Source organism: Oceanobacillus alkalisoli, from assembly GCF_021556485.1.
In the GTDB taxonomy this organism is placed as follows: domain Bacteria; phylum Bacillota; class Bacilli; order Bacillales; family Amphibacillaceae; genus Oceanobacillus; species Oceanobacillus alkalisoli.
On the sequence record NZ_JAKGBW010000004.1, the window covers coordinates 165,737 to 183,093 of the forward strand.

General features: G+C 43.3%; 18 protein-coding genes. 5 read left to right on the forward strand and 13 right to left on the reverse strand.

Translation table 11 applies throughout. From position 1 onward, the window contains the following. Positions 1–306: 306 nt before the first annotated feature. From LZD48_RS06020 to LZD48_RS06035, 4 genes are all read right to left on the reverse strand, one after another. Entirely contained in the window at positions 307–756 is a 450-nt protein-coding gene (locus tag LZD48_RS06020) for an Rpn family recombination-promoting nuclease/putative transposase (RefSeq protein ID WP_235761841.1), read from the reverse strand. Between the two features lie 173 nt (positions 757–929). Continuing rightward, positions 930–3,545, reverse strand: a complete 2,616-nt coding sequence (locus LZD48_RS06025; protein WP_235761842.1) for a cell wall-binding repeat-containing protein — start codon at positions 3,543–3,545, stop codon at positions 930–932. A gap of 188 nt (positions 3,546–3,733) precedes the next feature. Next, positions 3,734–4,123 (reverse strand): hypothetical protein, encoded by a 390-nt coding sequence (locus LZD48_RS06030; protein WP_235761843.1) that lies wholly within the window; start codon positions 4,121–4,123, stop codon positions 3,734–3,736. A gap of 269 nt (positions 4,124–4,392) precedes the next feature. Further along, a complete protein-coding gene (locus tag LZD48_RS06035; protein ID WP_235761844.1) occupies positions 4,393–5,514 on the reverse strand; it encodes a glycosyltransferase family 4 protein in 1,122 nt (373 codons plus the stop codon). A gap of 338 nt (positions 5,515–5,852) precedes the next feature. On the opposite strand from LZD48_RS06035, the gene LZD48_RS06040 reads away from it, so the two are divergent. From LZD48_RS06040 to zwf, 4 genes are all read left to right on the forward strand, one after another. Further along, positions 5,853–6,257, forward strand: a complete 405-nt coding sequence (locus LZD48_RS06040; RefSeq protein WP_235761845.1) for a hypothetical protein — start codon at positions 5,853–5,855, stop codon at positions 6,255–6,257. Between the two features lie 234 nt (positions 6,258–6,491). Further along, positions 6,492–7,253 (forward strand): threonine/serine exporter family protein, encoded by a 762-nt coding sequence (locus tag LZD48_RS06045; protein WP_438822747.1) that lies wholly within the window; start codon positions 6,492–6,494, stop codon positions 7,251–7,253. A gap of 11 nt (positions 7,254–7,264) precedes the next feature. After that, positions 7,265–7,702: a threonine/serine exporter family protein gene (locus LZD48_RS06050; protein WP_255770725.1), complete on the forward strand. Its 438-nt coding sequence runs from the start codon at positions 7,265–7,267 to the stop codon at positions 7,700–7,702. 281 nt (positions 7,703–7,983) lie between these two features. Continuing rightward, positions 7,984–9,459, forward strand: a complete 1,476-nt coding sequence (gene zwf / locus LZD48_RS06055; protein WP_235761846.1) for a glucose-6-phosphate dehydrogenase — start codon at positions 7,984–7,986, stop codon at positions 9,457–9,459. Between the two features lie 157 nt (positions 9,460–9,616). Here the strand turns inward: zwf and LZD48_RS06060 are convergent, their stop codons facing one another. Further along, on the reverse strand, positions 9,617–9,871 hold the full coding sequence (locus LZD48_RS06060; protein WP_235761847.1) for a hypothetical protein: 255 nt from the start codon (positions 9,869–9,871) through the stop codon (positions 9,617–9,619). Between the two features lie 116 nt (positions 9,872–9,987). Next, positions 9,988–10,407 carry a 3-hydroxyacyl-ACP dehydratase FabZ gene (fabZ, locus tag LZD48_RS06065; protein WP_235761848.1) on the reverse strand — a complete coding sequence of 140 codons (420 nt, stop codon included), beginning with the start codon at positions 10,405–10,407 and terminating at the stop codon, positions 9,988–9,990. A gap of 181 nt (positions 10,408–10,588) precedes the next feature. Here fabZ and LZD48_RS06070 point away from each other — a divergent pair, with 181 nt between their 5' ends. Beyond that, positions 10,589–10,735 (forward strand): lmo0937 family membrane protein, encoded by a 147-nt coding sequence (locus LZD48_RS06070; protein ID WP_235761849.1) that lies wholly within the window; start codon positions 10,589–10,591, stop codon positions 10,733–10,735. A 92-nt stretch (positions 10,736–10,827) separates the two neighbouring features. Here the strand turns inward: LZD48_RS06070 and LZD48_RS06075 are convergent, their stop codons facing one another. From LZD48_RS06075 to spoIID, 7 genes are all read right to left on the reverse strand, one after another. After that, positions 10,828–11,103 carry a DNA-directed RNA polymerase subunit beta gene (locus LZD48_RS06075; protein ID WP_235761850.1) on the reverse strand — a complete coding sequence of 92 codons (276 nt, stop codon included), beginning with the start codon at positions 11,101–11,103 and terminating at the stop codon, positions 10,828–10,830. An 18-nt stretch (positions 11,104–11,121) separates the two neighbouring features. Continuing rightward, positions 11,122–11,961 (reverse strand): flagellar hook-basal body protein, encoded by an 840-nt coding sequence (locus LZD48_RS06080; RefSeq protein WP_235761851.1) that lies wholly within the window; start codon positions 11,959–11,961, stop codon positions 11,122–11,124. A gap of 28 nt (positions 11,962–11,989) precedes the next feature. Beyond that, positions 11,990–12,793, reverse strand: coding sequence for a flagellar hook-basal body protein (locus LZD48_RS06085; protein WP_235761852.1), 804 nt, complete (start codon positions 12,791–12,793; stop codon positions 11,990–11,992). A gap of 80 nt (positions 12,794–12,873) precedes the next feature. Next, complete coding sequence (locus LZD48_RS06090; protein WP_235761853.1) at positions 12,874–13,875, reverse strand: rod shape-determining protein; 1,002 nt, start codon at positions 13,873–13,875, stop codon at positions 12,874–12,876. A 246-nt stretch (positions 13,876–14,121) separates the two neighbouring features. Then, positions 14,122–14,382: a sporulation transcriptional regulator SpoIIID gene (gene spoIIID / locus LZD48_RS06095; protein WP_310739782.1), complete on the reverse strand. Its 261-nt coding sequence runs from the start codon at positions 14,380–14,382 to the stop codon at positions 14,122–14,124. A gap of 379 nt (positions 14,383–14,761) precedes the next feature. Next, a complete protein-coding gene (gene spoIIQ, locus LZD48_RS06100) occupies positions 14,762–15,685 on the reverse strand; it encodes a stage II sporulation protein SpoIIQ (RefSeq protein WP_235761854.1) in 924 nt (307 codons plus the stop codon). Between the two features lie 458 nt (positions 15,686–16,143). After that, positions 16,144–17,304 carry a stage II sporulation protein D gene (gene spoIID, locus LZD48_RS06105; protein ID WP_235761855.1) on the reverse strand — a complete coding sequence of 387 codons (1,161 nt, stop codon included), beginning with the start codon at positions 17,302–17,304 and terminating at the stop codon, positions 16,144–16,146. Between the last annotated feature and the right edge of the window lie 53 nt (positions 17,305–17,357).

Consider the following 17,357-nt stretch of genomic DNA (forward strand, 5'->3'; position numbering starts at 1 on the left):
ATATATTGACTTAAATTATATCACGAAATGCGATTTAAATATATTGAATGAGTGGGAAAAGATAGGTATTTTTGAGGTTTTTCACGAAATGAAAAGAGACGGTTCAGTATACGGCTGGATCGTCTCTTTTCATTTGGAGTCTGTTTTTATTACTTTTTAAGTTCCGTGGCGATTTTTTCTATTTCTTCTTTTGGATTGCCGGTTATCTTTGCGATTAGATTGATTTCCAGCCCTTCATTTAAGGCATTTTTAATCAACGTGACTTTTTCTTCTTTTTACCTTCTTCACGAAGAATTTCTGCTAAACTCATTGCGATTTCGCCTCCTTCTGGATATTTATTTTTTTACTCGTTTTATAAATGCGTCCAGATTTATTCAAATTTTCTTTTCGCATTTTCAAATCCCAAATCTCTGCCATATACTTCAGCAACTGAAAATGAACGGTTTTATCGGGGTAGCTCTTATGTTCAAACAAAAAATAAACATAGCTTTCTTTCCCGTCGATATTCGCGCTGAAAAGTAAATCGGAATAGTTTTCTTTGAGTTCTTTATTGATAAAGCTATCCTTCTCCAAGTTTAATGTGTCCGTATCAAGGTATTTCATCACTTCGGGCGGCAAGTAGTTGTGTAAGAAGCTTTTCGTCACTTTCAGATGACTGAACGTTTCTTTAAAAAGCTTATCATGTGGATTTTCCAATTTTTTCAGGTACGGGTGCGAGTAGCGCGAAGTTTCTTCTTTGACTAGAGTGTTTGCCAAATTTTCACTTCCTTCTGAGGATTTTATTGTAGAGGTAAAATTGCGTGGATGCTGCTTATATTATAGCAATTTTGTGGAGTGCAAACAACTATATGACCATGAACCAACTAATTGAAAAGTGGCTCGCCAGCATATGAATTGACGAACCACTTTTTAAAAATATAACAATAAATTTATTCTTGAACTGACACTTCGATAATTCTTCCTTCTTTTTCAGTTGGAATGTTGTCACTGCCGAGACGCACGAGTTGGTCGCTGAAGTTGCCCCAATCCGATTGTCCAAGGTCGGTTACGCGGCCTTCTGCGTATGCTTCTTCAAAAACGGTAAACCCGTCTCCACCTTTTGCAGTGAATGCATTGGTAGCAATCGTGTAGGTTTGATCATCTTCCACTTCTACAAAACTGCCATCTGCCGTTTCATACGCTACAGATACAACACGGTTTCCAGCTGGCTCGGATGCATCAAATTCAACTTTACCGCCGGCAACATGCAGGAATCCGCCATTTTCGCTTGGATAATTACCAACACTTATTTCAAAAGCTTCCTTCAATTCAGCACCAGTTACATCTGCAATTGCCAGGGTGTTGCCGAATGGAAGAACAGTAATGACTTCTCCGACTGTAACGGGACCAGCATCGATTGGCGCTCGGATTCCGCCGCCATTTTGCAGTGCCATCATTACGTTCTCATCATAATCCTTTGCAGCACGCAGCATGCCATCGGTAATAATGTTTCCGAGGATCGTTTCGTTTTTACGTACACTTTCACCTGTTTCATTGCCTTCGTCCCCAGCTCGTGGGTTCGTTAGCGGTTCTTCCAACGTTACACCAATTTCTTCTCCGGAAACTTCTTCTACTTGCTCTTTATATTTTTGAAGCATAAGTGCTGCTGTCGGGTCTTCTGCTTGTTCGCTGACTGGAATTAATTCACCCGATTGGCCAACGATTACCCCGTTCTCATCGAATTCAACGTCAAGCTGACCGAGATTCGCATTGCCGTTTCCTGTCTGTACGATGACGGTAGGATCCTTCGCTTCGCCAAATTCATTCGTTTCCACGATGACTGGTTCTTCGAGTACAGTATGACTATGTCCGCCAACGATGACATCGACACCATCAACCTGTGCAGCAAGTTCTAAGTCATTGTCCACGGCAGGGTTATCATCGAAACCGATATGGGTGATTGCAACGATTTTATCGACGCCTTGATCTTCAAATGCTTGAACTGCTTTTTCCGCTTCTTCCAGATAGTCCTCAAATTCGATATCTCCAGGACTTGAAATGCCGACTGTATCTGCTGTCGTCAGTCCGAAGATTCCAACTTGCTCCCCTTCAACCTCTTTGATGATTCCATTGTAAATTTTCCCGTTTTCTGGTTCAGAGGACACAAGATCACTGAAGAGACCAGTGAATTTCTCATCCTTGCTGAAATCGACATTACTGCTGACAAATGGGAACATGGCACCTTCGACAAAGTCAACAAGCGCTTGGTGTCCTTCTGGTGATGAGCCAAGGTCGAACTCATGGTTTCCGAATGTCATTGCGTCATACTGCATATAATTCATGAATTCCAAGTCTGCTTGTCCAAGGAATTCATTGAAGTACAATGTGCCTGTGAAAACATCCCCTGCATCTAGAAGTAATGCTTCAGGATTTTCAGCCCGCACGTTTTTCACTGCTGTTGCCCGTTTTGCGACCTCATCGAGACTAGCATGAGTGTCGTTCGTATGCATAATCGTTAAGTTGAAATGCTCTTCTTCCTCTGCTGGTTTCACGTAACCTTGCAGTTGTTCATAGATCGATGAACTAACCGCAGCTTCTCCACCAAAAATTGAAATTTTTCCCGGCTCGTTTTCTTCTAAATATGGTGCAAGAGATGCTGGTATCCGGTCATGAACAAGTGTTAATGCCGCTCCTTCTTTTGCTGCAAGCACTCCGCTCGTGAGGGCATCGGCATAATCTTTACCAGATGCTACATAGACATTTTCCGGGTTCACATTAAAAGCTTCAAGTAGGGCGATATTTGTTTCATAACGGTCTTTTCCTCGAATTCTTTCCGCTCCTGGAAGCTCGCTTGCAACATCTTCAGAAATTACATTTTCTCCACCGACGATAATCGTTTCGGTAACACCGAGTTTTTCCAATTCTGCATTTGTTGCTTCAGGTAAACGATCTGAAAGACTGAGAAGAACTGGGATACTTTCTTGCGCTGCGATGCTAGCAATCGACAATGCATCCGCGAAAGATTGGCCGCTTGCGATTACTGCCTTTTCCGCTTGACCGCCAGTAAGTTCCGCTGCAATCTCGGCTGCTGTCTCATATCTCGTATCTCCGAAAATACGGTTGACGTTGTAGCCAGCTTTTTCAATTGCTTCAGCCGCTTCATCGCTTACTGCTGTTTTCCCACCAAGAATATGTACTTCAGAAGCTCCTAAGCGCTCTAATTCTTCCAATGTATCTTCCAGCACGCGATCATTCGGTGTTAATAGAATCGGTGCATCCCACGCATGAGCAAGTGGCACACCTGCAAGCGCATCAGCGAATTCCAATCCATTTGCGATAATTACGTTTTCAGCTGAACCATCTTCCCAGCCCTCTTGGCTAATTTCAATAGAAGTGCGATAACGATCTGCACCGAAAATTCGTTCGATGACCTCAGCTTTATATTGAGCCTCGGCTTGGGGTTCGTCGGGTTGAATCGGGTCTGCGAGCACATTGAAAGGAATTGTTCCGGAAGCAACGATTGCTGCTGCTGATAATCCTGCTACCATTTTTCTTTTTAATGACATGATATTTTCTCCTCCTCGAATTTTACCTCTACCATCACTATACGAAATGAATGTTAAATTCGATGGAAGGTTTTGTTAAAAACTTTTAATATAGGTCTTTTGCTATAGTTTTATAGTATTGAAAATAAAAAAGAGAGGCTTTATGAATTGATCCATAAAGTCCTCCCTTTTTATATTGAAGTTTCACTTTATATCGCTTTGATGTAATATTCCCCTGCATCAAGTCCAACATGGGTACATTCGTCTCCCATTAAGGATATCTTTTTTCCAAAACTTGCATACGTATTGTTCTTCCCGTCGAGGATCGCAAGTGTAATATTATTCGTTCTTTTTGCTCCCTCTGTATTGATGCAAGCGGTAAATTTACCAGGTTTATCCAACCTGAGTTTGTAATAATCTTTTTCACTGCTTTTTATAATAGTTCCGTTATATTCCTTCCCAACCGTGATTGGCGTGGCGCTGTAAAAGTCATCGTTAAATTCTTTTTCAAATTTGTTGCCGGCTGTAAAGTCTACTTTTACTTTGTAATTGTAGTAAGTTATTTGCATATCTATCGTTAATTCGGATGTAGTATTCACCTTTAGGAAGTCCATTACAGTTCTTTTAGTTAATGAATTTCATAATACGTATTTAATGCTTCACCATCACCATATGTAGTTGAGTTGGTTCGTTCCCAACTACATATGGTGATGGAATAGCCGACTTGGGTAATTATGAAATTCATTCTAGTATGTATTTTTTACTTAATAAGCAATTTGGACTAGTAATTGGCAAAGTAATTATATCATAAGAGGGTTTTTTTGACTGTAAAACTTTTCACAGAGCTCAAAAAGGACAATTGAATGAGTCAATTGTCCTGGTAACTTTCCTTTTTATTCTTTTTGTCTGATTTTGGCTTCGGCTTTTTATATTTCCAGCGGATTCTTCTTAAGCGGTCAACTACTGGACGCTTTCCTCCCATGACGATACCTCCCAGTTCGGCAAAGATGTGGAGGAATAGAAATACGAAAACACTAATGAGGAGTGCAAATTTTAAACTTGCCTCGGAAAACAAAATCGCAAGGCCACCAAAGGCTGCACTAAACATATAAATGATGATAACCGTTTTCCGGTGGCTATAACCGGCATTGATCAACTGGTAATGGATGTGCTTGTTATCGGCTCCCATGATGTTTTCCTTATTATAAGCACGGCGAATAATAGCAACGATTGTGTCAAAAATCGGTACAGCAAGTACGATAATTGGTACGATGAAACTTAAAAATGCTATGTTTTTAAATAGACCGAGCATCGAGATGACGGCAATCATGAAGCCGAGAAAATTCGATCCGGTGTCCCCCATATATATTTTTGCCGGGTAAAAGTTATGATAAAGGAACCCAAGATTCGCACCAATCAGTACAATAGCAAGATAAGCTGCCATCACCTGCGCATCTGTGACTGCCATAATAAAGATACTAATTAAGGCAATCGTTGTTACGCCGGTTGCGAGCCCGTCCAAGCCATCAATAAGGTTGATGGCATTCGTAATCCCGACAATCCAGAGGACGGTGATGAGAACGCTAAAAAAACCGAGGTCAATCATACCGATGACAGGCAATGTAATCCGCTCGATAATCAGACCGGATGAGACGATAAAAGATGCGGCGATGAGCTGGCCGGTTAGTTTTGCTATCGGTTTAATACTGAAACGGTCGTCAAGGGCACCGGTCAGGATGATGACGAATGCTCCAGCGAGTATCTCTGGCAAATGCTCATGGTGAGGCTGTAAATACAGCATACCTAGCACTGCACCTAAAAATATGGCAATGCCCCCTAATCTGGGCTTCACTTCTTTATGGATTTTACGATAGTTCGGGAAATCTACAGCTCCAACTTTCACCGCGAACTTCTTTACTGCGTACGTAAGCAGAAAGCTCGAAACAAGTGCTATCGTAAAAGCAATTGCTAGATCGACAAAGTTAAACATAATATTCTCCTAATTAACATATTCACCAAACAACTTACACGTATCGTTTAAATTATAACGAAAGAAAGGCTGGTTGGGCAAATTTAATCGAAGGATTGCCGGCAGGACACCGGGTTCGGGGCGGGACACTGGGGTCAGTGCAGTTGTCCCAGTGGGGCACTTGGGGACGGAGGCGTTGTCCCAGTTTTGGAAGAGATGGGACAAGGGGTCAGAGCTTTTGTCCCAATCTCACATCTGCTTCCTTCTATAATTTAGTAAATTTAGGGGTATTTTTGTAGCCCAGGCTTTGTTAGAATGAGGAATATATGAATTAAATACATAGACAAAGGGGGATATTTATGGGGGTATACATTTTTGTCATAGCTGCTGCGCTAGCTGTATTTGGAATATTAATGATGTATAAGAAAAATGTGGAGCGGCTGAAAGAAGATCCGAGTCAAGTCGGAGAAGCACACAGGAGTTTCTTCATTAGTACAGCAGTTATTGAAGCTTTACCGATTGTTTTACTTATCCTTGGATTAGTCAATATGGAGCCTGTACCAATGGAGGATATTTATCTACCTGCGATTATCATTGTCATGCTCGCTGCATTCTCGATTTTTTTCATCTTCTTACAACGGAGCGTTGGAACAGATGATGAAAGCAAGCAGGCCGTAAATAACCTTTCCATGATTGCGATTATGATGTCAAACGCTATTCCTATTATTGCACTTATATTTTTATTTCTGTCTGTGCAGAGCTGAGTGTAGTGGCACTTAAAAGATTGAAAGGGAAAGCACTTATTTAGATGAGTGCTTTTTTAGATTAAATTTTTAGAAATGAACGGAACAAATGCACTGACCCCCTTGCCCGATCCAATCAATCGTGGGACATTGCCTCTGACCCCATTGTCTCACCCGCTCGAACTGGGACAGTTGCTCTGACCCCATGTCCCAGTGTATGATTTGGGTAGGTGTTTTTGTTTTGGTGGGAGGTTGATGGTGTTGGTGATTGGTTCGCGGGATGAGGCTCGTGTGGAGAAAGTTTGTATGATTGCTGGGAAGATTATGCTGATGAGCGGAGCGGAGACGCATCGTGTGGAGGATACGATGAACCGGATGGCGCATGCTTTTGGTGTGGAAAATGCACAAAGCCATGCGACGCCTACTGGAATTAACTTTTCAGCAGGGATGACGGAAGTGAATAATTTTGTCCGGATATCCAAGCGCCCGACCGATTTACATAAAATTGCTGAGGTAAATAGTATTTCCCGGAAAATTGTTGCCGGGGAATTAAGTCTTGAAACAGCATACGACCATCTGCAAAAAGTTGAAGCGGAACCCTCTGTCTATAAAGTCTGGCTGCAGATATTAATTGCTGCGCTTGTAAGCGGCTGTTTTGTCATTATGTTCCAAGGGACGTGGATTGATTTTCTGCCTGCCTTTATTGCTGGAGGTCTAGGCTTTGCAGTAATGACGGGAATGGACCGGCTCCTTGAAATCCGTTATTTGGCAGAGTTTTTCGGTGCTTTCGTCATCGGGGTCAGTGCCTACCTTTTCATTTATTACGGTTTCGGCCTGGAGCTTGATAAAGTGATTATTGGGGCGGTGATGCCGCTTGTACCAGGGCTCCATATTACGAATGCGATTCGCGATATGGTGGCAGGACATCTGCTTTCCGGAATATCCAAGGGCGTAGAAGCGACATTGACTGCATTCTCAATCGGTGCTGGTATATCGCTCATTTTCGCCTTTATCTAGGAGGGATTCTTTTGACGATAGCTGCACAACTTCTTACAAGCTTCATTGCGTCAAGCGGGTTCGGAATTTTATTCAGTGCCCCGAAAAGATCCCTCATCCAATGCGGATTTGTCGGGATGTCCGGCTGGATGCTTTATTATTTTCTAACACCGGCCATAATGAATAATGTGCCCGCGACGATTTTCGCTGCCATGTTCGTGTCGGTGCTCAGTTATTTCTGTGCCCGCCTCTTTAAAGTACCGATTATTATTTTCAATATTTCGGGGATTATCCCACTTGTTCCGGGAGGACTTGCCTACAATGCGATGCGCCATTTTGTCGAAAATGATTATACGACAGCGGTTGAATTGTCGGTTGAGGTAACACTCCTTGCCGGCGGAATTGCGATTGGATTAATGTTTTCTGAGGTCATCCGGCAAATTATCGTGAAATTGACGGTTCAAAAATAATATCCATTATTTAATTTTTGAAAAGCTGCACACTTCTGAATATACTTTCTCTTGAACAATTCACTGACTTTTAGTTCGTTTCTATTGCTAAATTTTCAAACTCCATTACAATAAAATAAAACTTCATTCTGTTTGCGTTTATTTACCCCTGCGGAATGATAGTTGAATCAATCGGGCCGTTACTGGGCGTGCGGACCTACCGCTTAAAATCTGTAAAGTGGGAGTTTTACAGCCAGTTACACGAACAATAAATTTAATTCCAACAAAGTGAGGGAAGTTTTATGAGTGAACAAATAAAGCCAAAAGTTTTAATTACGATCTTTGGAGCAACAGGGGACTTAGCAAAACGAAAGCTATACCCTTCCATATACCGCCTCGTGCGGAATAATACGATTAGTAGAGATTTCGCTGTCATTGGGCTCGCGCGAAGAGACTGGTCCAATGAGGTATTCCGCGATAATGTAAAGGAATCAGTCGAGCAGGCATTTGGTGAATGTGAACGGCTGGATGATTTCGCATCGCATTTCCACTACCAATCGTTTGATGTGACGGATGATACAGCTTACGACCGCATGAAAGAATTGGTGGAACAGCTTGAAACACAGTATGATACAGAAGGAAATCGGCTATTTTACTTAGCTATGGCGCCCGAATTTTTCGGGGGAATTGCAAATAGTCTTCAGGAATACGGCTTGAAAGAAACACCGGGCTGGACTCGCTTGATTATTGAGAAGCCATTTGGGCATGATCTGGAATCAGCAAAAGAATTGAATAACCAGATTCGTGCAGCGTTTGATGAGGAACAAATTTACCGGATTGACCATTATCTTGGTAAACAAATGGTGCAAAATATTGAAGTGATCCGATTTGCAAATGGAATTTTTGAACATTTGTGGAATAACCGTTTTATTTCCAATATCCAAATCACATCGAGTGAAACGCTCGGTGTCGAGGACCGTTCGCGCTATTATGATGATTCGGGAGCAATCCGGGATATGGTGCAGAACCATATTCTGCAGATGGTTGCATTGCTTGCGATGGAGCCGCCAATTAGTCTAACAACCGATGAAGTCCGTTCAGAGAAAATTAAAGTGCTGCGCGCACTTCGGGAGCTGGATCTCGAGCAAGTACATGAGCATTTCGTCCGCGGACAATACGGGGCTGGTGTGCTGGATGATGAGGAAGTAGTTGGCTACCGGAAAGAATCAGAAGACCTCGTCTTTTCCAATACAGAAACGTTTGTCGCTGGAAAAATTTTAATTGATAACTACCGCTGGGCCGGGGTTCCGTTCTATATTCGGACTGGAAAACGGATGGCGCAAAAGCAGACGAGAATCGTAATTGAGTTCAAAGATATTCCGATGAATCTCTATTTCAAGAGCGAGCGGGAGCATCATCCGAACTTACTAGTCATCAATATTCAACCGGATGAAGGAATTGCCCTTTATCTGAATGCGAAAAAATCTGGTTCTGAGGCGCTTGCCGAGCCGATTGAACTTAGTTATAAACAAGGTGCGATGCCTGCAATCAACACGCCGGAAGCATATGAAAAGCTTTTATATGATTGCATGATCGGGGATGCAACAAACTTTACACACTGGGATGAAGTTGCTTTATCTTGGAAATATATCGATCCGATTTTAGAAGTATGGGAAAAAGAACAACCGAACTTCCCGAACTATGAATCCGGCTCAACCGGACCGAAAAAATCAGACGAACTCTTAAGCCAAGACGGCAACCACTGGTGGGAAGTCTAATCGGGACATTGGGGTCAGAGCTTTTGTCCCAACCTATAAAACGGGTTATTCAAGAAAATATCTTGAATAACCCGTTTCTTTTTTGTATGCGCGATGAACACGAGGCTCTGGCTAGGTGGGACAGTTACACTGACCCCTCGTCCCCGTGTCTTGCTTATTAACGGTTGCGGGTGTCGTCTCTGTCGAGTTCTTTTTCTCTGTCTGTTTCGTCTCTTTCCATCATGTCAGCGTCGTCGTTGTCTTCGTTATCATTGTTTTCTAGGTTGTCTCCGTTATCTTGGTTGTCTTCGTTTTGGTCAAGAGGTGTTTCGTCGATTGGTTCGTTATCATTATTGTCATCATTTGTTGCACACCCTGTGATCAATGTAAGTGCCAACACAAGGGAACCAATACGGAGAAGCCATTTATTCATCATCTGTGTATGCCTCCTTTTCCATCAAAGTAATTACTCGAATTTAGCATAACCACTTTACCCGAAAGTCATACATCATACACATTGACGAATTAACGCTCCACCAACTTACTCACCTACTGAATCGAAAACGTAATTTCCGCTTCACAAGCCAGCTCGCCATCAACGGTTGCCCGGCCTTTCCCTTTCCCGATCGGGCCTTTCATGCGGGTGATTTCCACTTCAAGACGCAGCTGGTCGCCTGGCTTTACTTGTCGTTTAAAACGGCATTTATCGAGCCCTGCGAGAAAGCCGATTTTCCCTTTATTCTCTTCCATATTCAATACTGCAATTGCACCTACCTGAGCCATTGCCTCAACAATCAGAACACCTGGCATGACTGGATAGTCGGGGAAATGCCCCTCGAAAAACGGTTCATTGATTGTTACATTTTTAATGCCGACTGCGCGTTTCGCCTCGTCGATCTCCTCAATTTTATCGACTAACAGAAATGGATAACGGTGTGGAATAATTGCTTTAATTTCTTCTATATTCATCGTTGATTCTCCTCTTTTCTTTATGGTAAAGCAGGATATTTCAAGTGAGTAAATCCATATCCTCTTGCTTGCTCGTTTTGATTATATCAAGTTTATAGGTTTGACTCCAAGTGAAAACGGAAAAAGAAAGATAAGCGCATTTACAAGAAGGCATTTTAAAATTACTGAAGGAGGATACACTATGCTTTGGTCAATTATTGTTCTATTGCTCGTATTATGGCTATTAGGCTTTTCATTTGATGTTGGTGGCGGTCTTGTCCACTTACTCTTAGTCGTTGCGTTAATCGTGCTTATTTTCCGCTTAGTTACTGGAAGACGAGTCGACTGACCGATTTAAAAATGCAAGATTTTACAACGCTCCTATACTTGCATTAAAAAGGACATAGGCTTTCACCAACCTATGTCCTTTTTAATATATTATTATTTTATAACGATGTCGATGATATGCCGCCAGGTTTCCACTTTTAACGCGTCTATCGGGTTTCCATCACCAATTATCCCAAAACCAATCATAAGCCCTGCTACAAGGGCAAATATGGCGAGAATGATAACGATGATGATCCGCAGCCAAATCGGAAACACCCGTACTCTTAACGAGTTGTTCCGCTTTTCATTTCGCTTCTCCTGCTCTTTTTTCGAACCTTTTGTTTTTTGTTCCTTCGCTGTTTCAGCTTGCTTCAATTGCTTTGTTGACATCGTTCGATCTCCTTAATGTTAACTTCTCAGTTGATTGATAAGACCCATCATCTGATCGGTCGTTGAAATCGTCCGGGCATTGAATTGGTAGGCGCGTTGTGCCATTAGTAATTCTGACATCTGAGCTGCTAAATCAACATTCGCCTGCTCCAGTATCCCGCTTTCAACTAATGAATCGATAATACCAACCGGCAAAGCGACTTCATTTACCGCAAACCCGTGTTCATCAGCGTCTGGTAAGCGGAAGAGATTGCCACCCACTGCTTCCAGTACATGCGGCCGGGTAATTTCAACAATGGCGATTGCTCCAGCTACTTCAAGCTGGCCTCCCCGCTCAACTACGATTTGCCCGTTATCCCGAACTTCGATTCCTTCAAATCCGTTCGCAATGACGATCGGGCCACCATTTTGCCCAAGGACTGGCTCGCCGTCACCATTTGTCAGCATCACCGAATCCGCTGCCGCACTCGTCCTCTGCAAATAAAAACTTCCATCACGTGTATAATTCGTCTCAATCGCTCCCGGCTCACCAGTTTGAATCTGGAAAAAATGCCGCCCGTTGCGAAGCGCAAGGTCAAGCGCCCGGTTCGTCGTCTGCAAGGCACCAATGGATAAATCATTGTTGATTGCTCCTAGCCTTGCCCCTGAACCGACACGAATACCTTCTGGCGTAAGACGATTCACCGCGTTTTCCGGGGTGTTCAGATTATTGATTTGCTGGGTTAATAAAGAGGAAAATTCCGCATTTCTCGTTTTGTAGCCTGGTGTTTGGCTATTTGCCATATTATGTCCAATCAAGTCCAGTTTCTGTTGCAGCTGATTCATTGTCACCGCTGCTTGGATCATCGTTCGTGACATGGATTAAAACCTCCAATCCGCTCCAAAATTAACCGAGACGGCCGATTTCAGATACTGTTTTCCCTAAGCTTTCATCGTATGCCCGTAAGACACGCTGATTGAGTTCAAACATCCGGTAAGCATTCAACTGGTCCGTCATTGTCGTTGCACCGTCCACATTCGATCCTTCAAGAAAGCCTTGCTGAACGGCAAATCGAGCATCAGCTGGCATTGCTCCCGCTTCTCCGTTGTACAGATTGTCGCCTTCTTTCGTCAGTTCATTCACATCAGCTGTATAGGCTAGTCCAAGCTGAATCGTTTCCGTATCCATCTGAAGCAATCCCGCATTTGTTACGGTAAAATCTCTGCCTCCTGTTTCAATCGGCGCACCAGCACTGTTTAACACGTAATAGCCCTGATTCGTGACAAGAAAACCGTTCCCGTCAACGGTAAAATTTCCGTTCCGAGTAAGGCGCTCTTCCCCTGCTTCATTTTGCACACGGAAAAAGATGCCGCCTGTCTCGTCCGGTACTTCCCCTTGCGTAATGGCGAGGTCTGTACTGATAGTTGTTTCCTGGATGTCGCCCTGGGCAAAGTCAGGCACGAATTCCTGGACGTAGACACCCGTATTCATGGAACCGATCGTCTCATTTATACGGAGATTCGCATTCCGGTTCACGGGAAGCTGTTTTTTCCCTTGGGCTTGCAGCAGCATTTCCGGGAAAGATCGGATTGTTGCTTGATCTGCTTTGTATCCAGGTGTATTCATATTCGCCATATTATTCCCTAGTGCTTCCTGGTGGCGCTGCTGGGTTATCATGCCACTTGCAGCGGTGTAGAATCCTCGTAACACATGGTTTCCTCCTTTTAGCGTTCAGGATTTTTTAAATTATGGATAGCTAAAGTTGCTAAACGTGCGCTTCCGCCTTGCTTTTAGCCAATCTTCTTCCGTTCAATCTTATCAATATTCTCAAGCATGATCCCTGTTCCTTTGGCAACACAGCTCATCGGCTCTTCTGCTACAAATACAGGCACTTTCAATTCTTCTGCGAGCAATTGGTCCATCCCGTGAATCAGAGCACCGCCACCTGTAAGGATGACACCGCGGTCGATAATATCAGCAGATAATTCCGGTGGAGTTTGCTCGAGGACTGTTTTAGCTGCTTGTACAATTAAATAAACATGCTCACGGAGAGCCTCTTCAATTTCTTTGGAGTTTACGGTAATTGTTTGCGGAAGACCACTCACCATGTCCCGACCACGAATCTCAAGGGATTCATCACGCGAACCTTCAAACACGGTTGCGACACTGATTTTAATTTCTTCAGCTGTCCGCTCCCCGATTAAAAGCTTATACTTTTTCTTAATATACTGTAAAATTTCCGCATCAAAATTATCCCCTGCCATTTTAATGGATTCAGAGGTTACAATGCCACCCATGGAAAGAACGGCCACATCTGTCGTTCCACCACCGATATCGACAACCATGTTTCCGCTTGGCTGGTAAATTTCCATTCCAGCACCGATTGCTGCAACCTTGGGCTCTTCTTCCAGATATACTTTTTTCCCGCCTGATTTTTCCGCTGCTTCTTTAATCGCTTTCTGTTCGACTTTCGTAATGTTCGTCGGGCAGCAAATGAGCATGCGTGGTTTTGTAAACAGGCCTTTTACATTGATTTTATTAATAAAATGCTTTAACATCGCTTCCGTTACGTCAAAATCAGCAATTACCCCATCCTTCAGCGGGCGAATTGCTTCTATATTTCCCGGTGTCCGACCAACCATGCGACGAGCTTCTTCTCCGACTTCAAGCACTCTTCCAGTATTTCGGTCCATCGCTACTACAGCTGGTTCATTCAACACAATTCCTTTTCCTTTTACATGAATTAAAACGTTGGCGGTTCCAAGGTCTATTCCAATATCTCTAGAAAACATTCTATCTAGGTCCTCCCAAATTAACTTGTCTTACATCGTGGTTTAGACACAATGCTACTAATAACATATTTTATCACAGTTTGCCTCATTTAACTTCTTTTATTGATAATTATTTTGTGAAATTTTGATTGGCTTTGCCTGAGGATGATGGAGCGGATAAATGCTTGAAGAAACTTGTTAAAAAAATGGGCTACTAATCCGGGGTAGCGACTAGTAGCATGAAGTTTTATCAATTCCGGGAGATGTTCACTTCACGAGGTTCTCCTGTTTATATTTTTGTCTCGTCGCTTCCCCGCCGCGCAAGTGCCTGATCGCTTTATGATATTCGAGCACTTCTTTTACCTGACCGGCAAGTTCGGGATTGATTTCGGGTAAACGTTCAGTCAAATCTTTATGGACGGTACTTTTCGAGACCCCGAATTCTTTGGCGATTTTGCGGACTGTCTTTCTCGTTTCAATCACATGCTGTCCAATACGGATTGCTCTTTCTTTGATGTAATCATGCACACCGTTCGCCTCCTAAGTTGATCGTTCTGAGGTGTCATCTCTTATCTCTTCAACCGGGGCTTATTATTCAATGCTGTCAACTGAACCGAAAAGTTAGTCTATGTAATTTGCATCATTGCAGGATTAGAAAAAGTCACTAGTATGCTCATTCACCTCAGCACTAAAATCTTGGTTGGTTTGTAACATTTTATTACAAGCACCAACCGAATATGAATAAATCTTTTGGGACAGGGGGTCAGAGCGTTTGTCCCAGTTCGGAGGGACAACGGGGTCAGAGGCAATGTCCCACTGGGACAAATGCTCTCACCCCATCACCCCATCTGTTCCGCCGCCACGTAAAAACACCTTGGCTTCTAGGGCCAAGGTGTTTTCTCAAAATTTATTCTTCTGTGTTTTCTTCTGTTTCCTCTTGATCTTCTGGTTGTTCTTCTTCTGCTCCAGCGTCAGATTCGTCGTTTTCGGCATCAGCATCTTCGTCCTGTTCGTCCGTTTCCTCTGGCTGATCGACTGCATCTGTTTCCTCTGCCGGCTCTGTTTCTTCAGCTTCTTCTGTTACATCTTCAGACTCTTCAGCTTCATCCGCTACATCTTCTGTTGATTCGCCTGAATCGATGATCCCATCAAGCTTTGCGAGCGGTTGATTCAACACTGCTTCAGGGTTAACTGGTGTGTCGCCTTTTCGGACTTCGAAATGGACATGATTGCCATGCTCGGTTCCGAATTTATTTTGTCCGGCTGTACCAATTGCTTCTCCCTGTTTTACTTCAGCATCTGCTTCAACATTCACTTCACCAAGACTTGCATAATAGGTTTTCACGTCGTCCGCGTGATCGATTACGACAACATTCCCTAATAGCGGATCTTCTTTAACCTCAGCGACTGTTCCACTTAACGCAGCGACTACTTCAAAGCTTTCCCCATCTTCAGTTGCGATATCAATTCCTGTGCTTTGATAATAACGATTGTTGTAATGGATTAGGGCATTTACCTTCTCTGATTCGTCTGCGTTATAATCAAAAAACTTCGTTACAATTTGTGCTTCTTCACTGTCTGCTACAGGCAATTGAACGACTTCCTGCTGTTCCATTACAGGTTCAGCGTCCTCATCATTCAGGACCGGAGAATACTCATCCGTCTGATCCCACTCCTCGACAATATCCTGCTCGTCTCCATTGTTTTGATACCAGACGACAGCTGAGATTAATAGAGCTGCTAGGACCAAATAAAGACTTGGGAAGAACCACCGTTTACGGAAAATGCGTGTCCAACGTTTTTTTGGACCGAATTTGTTTTCCTCATTCATTTCTTCATCACCTCAACAACCATTCTGTTCAGAAAATAGAAAACCTATACATCTGCAAGGCAATATTTTTCAAAAACATGTATTATTTCAGTTGTTAAGGGGAAATTAAGGGATTATATAACAAAGGCGGAAGCGCCCTTGCAGGTTAAAAACGCGATTGTCTTCGCAACACCTGCACTAGCACATCCAGTAGTCGCAGCACCGTACAAACTGTGCCTCCCAGGATGGGAGGTAAAGGAAACTCAGGCGACGATAGTGAGTTGATGTTGACTTTCACCACAAGGGTATAAGGGCGACTAAGCCTCACAAAGATCGAACGGCCGAGTCTTCTTTATCGATTGGAGGATTGTGAAGTTTGATAGTTGCTGGCGCAGCGCGGACGTGGCTAACGCTAGTAATTAAAGTTATCCACTGTATTTTTATTTTATTGTTTCCTATGAAATCAGGAAAACCCCCGTCTATCTTGAGACGAGGGTTGGAGCTGCTTCATCTAGTGTACTTATATCAATTCCTTGGTAATAATGTTTCACGATTTCTTCATAGTTTTTTCCTTCTTTTGCCATGCTATCCGCACCAAACTGACTCATCCCGATGCCATGACCATTTCCTTTCGTCGTGAAAATATAATGATCATTCGTTTGTTTGACGGAAAAATCAGTGGAACGGAGCTCAAGCTTATCGCGAATTTCCCTACCCGTAAATGTATTGTCTTCAACCATAAACTGGCTGACTCGGCCGCTGTCGAGCCGGGCTATCGTAATATGCTCGGCGGCATCTTCGGATATCGTAATGGCAAGACGCTCTTCCAGTTCCGCTTTCGTAAATGTTTCTTGATTAACAAGCTTCGGGTTTTCTAAATCCCATGGGCTTGGCACACTTCGCAAATAAGGCAGTTCATTTTCCCAATAGTCCTCCGAGTTTTCCGTGTAACCATTACTCATTGAAAAATAGGCAGGCATAATCGGGTCATCTTCATACGTTAGAATCTCTCCGCGTGTTGCTTCCACCGCCGCCTTAATCTTTTGCATATTATCTTCATAGGCACTGCCCCATTGCTGCTTCAGCTCCTCACTATTCTTATATACTTGGTGTTGCACCGTATCGGTAATATCATAGGAATCCTCATCATTTGCGAGGAGATGATTGACCGTATATGTCCGAGCTGCGAGCGCTTGAGCTTTCAGTGCCTCTATTTCAAAGGTTGCAGGCATTTCCGCAGCGACGACACCGACGATATAATCTTCTAATGAAACATCTTCAACGACATCTGCTTTTGTCCGCATGACTGCGACGGATATTGCCTTCTGATTTGCTTCTTGACTTTCATTCGTTATCGTAAAATCATCCGCTGGCTCTGTTGCTTCGTTACTTTTGTTGAGCGGCAGTACAATCAGACTCGGGACGGCAATAATGAGGATAAGCAGGGATGCAAACAGCAGGATGAGCGGCAGCCGGTAAGAGAACTGATGATGCCTGAAATAAGCGGAACCCTTTCGGTTGATGGAAGGGGGGGGCTTTCGTTTCATTGTTTGAAGCTTTGGCTTGCTCGATATTGCTTTCAATTGTGATTTTTTCTTGAGCAGTTTCTGGATATGGGCGTTTTTCTTCGGACTTTTCACAAATTCCCTCCTTGTCGCTGACTTGCCGTGCAGGGAGATTCGATTTTCACTCC